The following is a 3,634-nucleotide window of genomic DNA, read 5'->3' on the forward strand; positions in this document are numbered from 1 at the left end:
GGCCGCCGCGCCGCAGCCGGCCGCACCGGCACCGGCACCGGCCGAGCCGGCCGCCGCCACGCAGCCGCAGCAACACGCTCAACCGCAGCCGGCCGAACACGCCGCACCGGCCGCCGCGCATCACGACGACAAGCGTGCGCGTCCGGCCGCCGCGGCCGCATCGGGCGCCGAAGGCAGCTCGATCCGCGTCGGCGTCGAGAAGGTCGACCAGCTGATCAACCTCGTCGGCGAACTCGTGATCACGCAGGCGATGCTCGCGGAGACCGCGAGCGCGTTCGATCCGGCGCTGCACGACCGCCTGTTCAACGGGATGGCGCAGCTCGAGCGCAACGCGCGCGACCTGCAGGAAGCCGTGATGTCGATCCGCATGATGCCGATGGACTACGTGTTCAGCCGCTTCCCGCGCCTCGTGCGCGACCTCGCCGGCAAGCTCGGCAAGCAGGTCGAGCTCGTCACGTTCGGCCAGGCGACCGAGCTCGACAAGAGCCTGATCGAACGGATCATCGATCCGCTCACGCACCTCGTGCGCAACAGCCTCGACCACGGGATCGAAACCGTCGACAGGCGCGTCGCCGCCGGCAAGGACGCGGTCGGCCAGCTCGTGCTGTCGGCCGCGCATCACGGCGGCAACATCGTGATCGAGGTGAGCGACGACGGCGCGGGCCTGAACCGCGAGCGGATCCTCGCGAAGGCCGCGAAGCAGGGGATGCAGGTGTCCGACAACATCAGCGACGACGAAGTCTGGCAGCTGATCTTCGCGCCGGGCTTCTCGACCGCCGAGACGGTGACCGACGTGTCGGGCCGCGGTGTCGGGATGGACGTCGTGAAGCGCAACATCCAGTCGATGGGCGGCCACGTCGAGATCACGTCGCTGGCCGGCCGCGGCACGACCACGCGGATCGTGCTGCCGCTCACGCTCGCGATCCTCGACGGGATGTCGGTGAAGGTCGGCAACGAGATCTTCATCCTGCCGCTGAACTTCGTGATGGAGTCGCTGCAGCCGTCGACCGACGACATCTACACGGTCGGCAACGGCGAGCGCGTGGTGCGCGTGCGCGGCGAATACCTGCCGCTCGTCGCGCTGCACGAGGTGTTCTCGGTGGAGGACGCGCGCACCGACCCGACGCAGGGGATCGTCACGATCATGGAAACCGAGGGACGCCGCTTCGCGATGCTGATCGACGAACTGGTTGGCCAGCAGCAGGTGGTCGTGAAGAACCTCGAAACCAACTACCGCAAGGTGCACGGCATCTCGGCGGCGACCATTCTCGGCGACGGCAGCGTCGCGCTGATCGTCGACGTCGCGGCGCTGAACCGTGAAACCCGTGCGACGCACGGCGCCCGTGCCGGCGCCGAGCTCGCGATGTTCTGACTCTCGCCATCAACCGATTGGGGGCAACCGTGTCTGCTGAAGTCCAAATGATCAATCCGGCCGCGGCGAACGCGGCAACCAGCCGCCGCGACGCGGCGCAAGGCGACGCGACGGGCCAGGAATTCCTCGTGTTCACGCTCGGCGACGAGGAATACGGGATCGACATCCTGAAGGTGCAGGAGATCCGCGGCTACGACAGCGTCACGCGCATCGCGAACGCGCCGGAGTTCATCAAGGGCGTGATCAACCTGCGCGGGATCATCGTGCCGATCGTCGACATGCGGATCAAGTTCCATCTCGGCCGCGTCGAGTACGACCACCAGACCGTCGTGATCATCCTGAACGTGTCGAACCGCGTGGTCGGGATGGTGGTCGACGGCGTGTCGGACGTGCTGACGCTGCAGACCGACCAGATCATGCCGGCGCCGGAATTCGGCGCGACGCTGACGACCGAGTACCTGACGGGTCTTGGCACGGTCGACGGCCGGATGCTGATCCTGATGGACATCGAGAAGCTGATGTCGAGCCGTGAAATGGCGCTGATCGAGACGCTCGGCGGGTAAGCGCGCCGCGCGCGCAGTAATTTCGGGAGAAGCTGCAATGTTGCATAACTGGTCGATTCGCACGACGCTCACGGCGGTCGGACTCATCCTCGTGTGCCTGGCCGCTGCGGTCGGCGGGCTCGGCCTCTACGCGCTGAATCACGCGAGCCGCTCGCTCGACGAGATTGCGCACGTCGACCTGCCGGCGATCCATACGCTCGACGATACGTCGTCGTACCTGCTGCGCGCACGCGTGTCGCTCGACCGCTTCCGCTCGCTGACGGAAGCCGGCAACACGGCCGAAGCGGCCAAGGTGCTCGACCGTGCGCAGGAGCTGTACACGAAGTCGAACCAGAACTGGCAGGCGTTCCAGTCGACGCCGAAGCTCGGCGTCGAGCAGGGGCTCGTCGACGAGCTCACCGCACGCTATACGACGATCGTGAAGGAAGGCGTCGAGCCCGAGTTCGCGGCCGCGCGCGCGGGCGACATGGCCGGGTACCACGCGATCGCCGACACCAAGATCAGCCCGATGTTCGTCGCGTACGACCAGGCCGCGTCGGCCGTGGTCGCGTCGCTGCAGAAGCGCGCGGAAGAGCGCCAGGCCACGACGCAGTCGCAGATCTCGCTGATGGTCGCGCTGATCGCGGCCGGCATCGCGATCGCGTTCGTCGTCGTGATCGCGATCCGCTTCGCGCTGCGCGGGCTGATCGTGCAGCCGCTCGAGGACGCGATCGCGCACTTCGAGCGCATCGCCGGCGGCGACCTCACGCAGCCGGTGAACGTGTTCAGCACGAACGAGATCGGCCGCCTGTTCGGCGGCATCAAGCGGATGCAGGACGCCGTCACGACGATGGTGCAGGCCGTGCATCGCGGCACCGAGTCGATCGACGTCGGCGCGCGCGAGATCGCGACCGGCAACATCGACCTGTCGCAGCGTACCGAGGAGCAGGCCGCGTCGCTGCAGGAAACCGCGTCGAGCATGGAGCAGCTGACGGGCACCGTGCGGCAGAACGCGGAGAACGCGCGGCAGGCGAGCCAGCTCGCGGTGAATGCGTCGGACATCGCGACGCAGGGCGGCGACGTGGTCGGCCAGGTCGTGTCGACGATGCAGGACATCGCGGCGAGCTCGGGCAAGGTCGTCGACATCATCGGCACGATCGAGGGCATCGCGTTCCAGACCAACATCCTCGCGCTGAACGCGGCGGTCGAGGCCGCGCGCGCGGGTGAACAGGGCCGCGGCTTCGCGGTCGTCGCGGGCGAGGTGCGTTCGCTTGCGCAGCGCAGCGCGAGCGCCGCGAAGGAAATCAAGCAGTTGATCGGCGATTCGGCCGGGAAGGTCGAAAGCGGGTCGGCACTCGTGTCGCGCGCGGGCTCGACGATGGACGAGATCGTGCAGGCCGTGCGCCGCGTGACCGACATCATGGGCGAGATCAGCGCCGCGTCGGACGAGCAGTCGACCGGCATCGAGCAGGTCAACCGCGCGGTCGGCCAGATGGATTCGGTCACGCAGCAGAACGCGGCGCTCGTCGAGCAGGCGGCCGCCGCGGCCGCGTCGCTCGAGGAGCAGACGCGCCAGATGAAGGCGATCGTGTCGGGCTGGCGTGTCGCGGGCGGCATCGTGCTCGCGCCGGCGCGCAGTGTCGCGCGGCCGGTCGCGCACGAACCGGCGGCCGCGCCCGCGTTGCCGCTGGAGCCGCGTTACGACGCGGCGCCCGTCGCC

The 3,634-nt window shown here is 68.6% G+C and carries 3 protein-coding genes; all 3 read left to right on the top strand.

Features of this window, described 5'->3' with window-relative positions; all coding sequences use genetic code 11:
* A partial coding sequence (locus tag BLA15945_RS37425; RefSeq protein ID WP_174994763.1) for a chemotaxis protein CheW occupies nucleotides 1–1,372 on the top strand: 1,372 nt, incomplete at its 5' end.
* A gap of 47 nt (nucleotides 1,373–1,419) precedes the next feature.
* Complete coding sequence (cheW, locus tag BLA15945_RS37430) at nucleotides 1,420–1,935, top strand: chemotaxis protein CheW (RefSeq protein WP_059232701.1); 516 nt, start codon at nucleotides 1,420–1,422, stop codon at nucleotides 1,933–1,935.
* A 37-nt stretch (nucleotides 1,936–1,972) separates the two neighbouring features.
* The coding region (locus BLA15945_RS37435) for a methyl-accepting chemotaxis protein (RefSeq protein ID WP_174994764.1) at nucleotides 1,973–3,634 on the top strand (1,662 nt) is incomplete at its 3' end.

Origin of the sequence: Burkholderia arboris, assembly GCF_902499125.1 — a bacterium.
GTDB lineage: Bacteria > Pseudomonadota > Gammaproteobacteria > Burkholderiales > Burkholderiaceae > Burkholderia > Burkholderia arboris.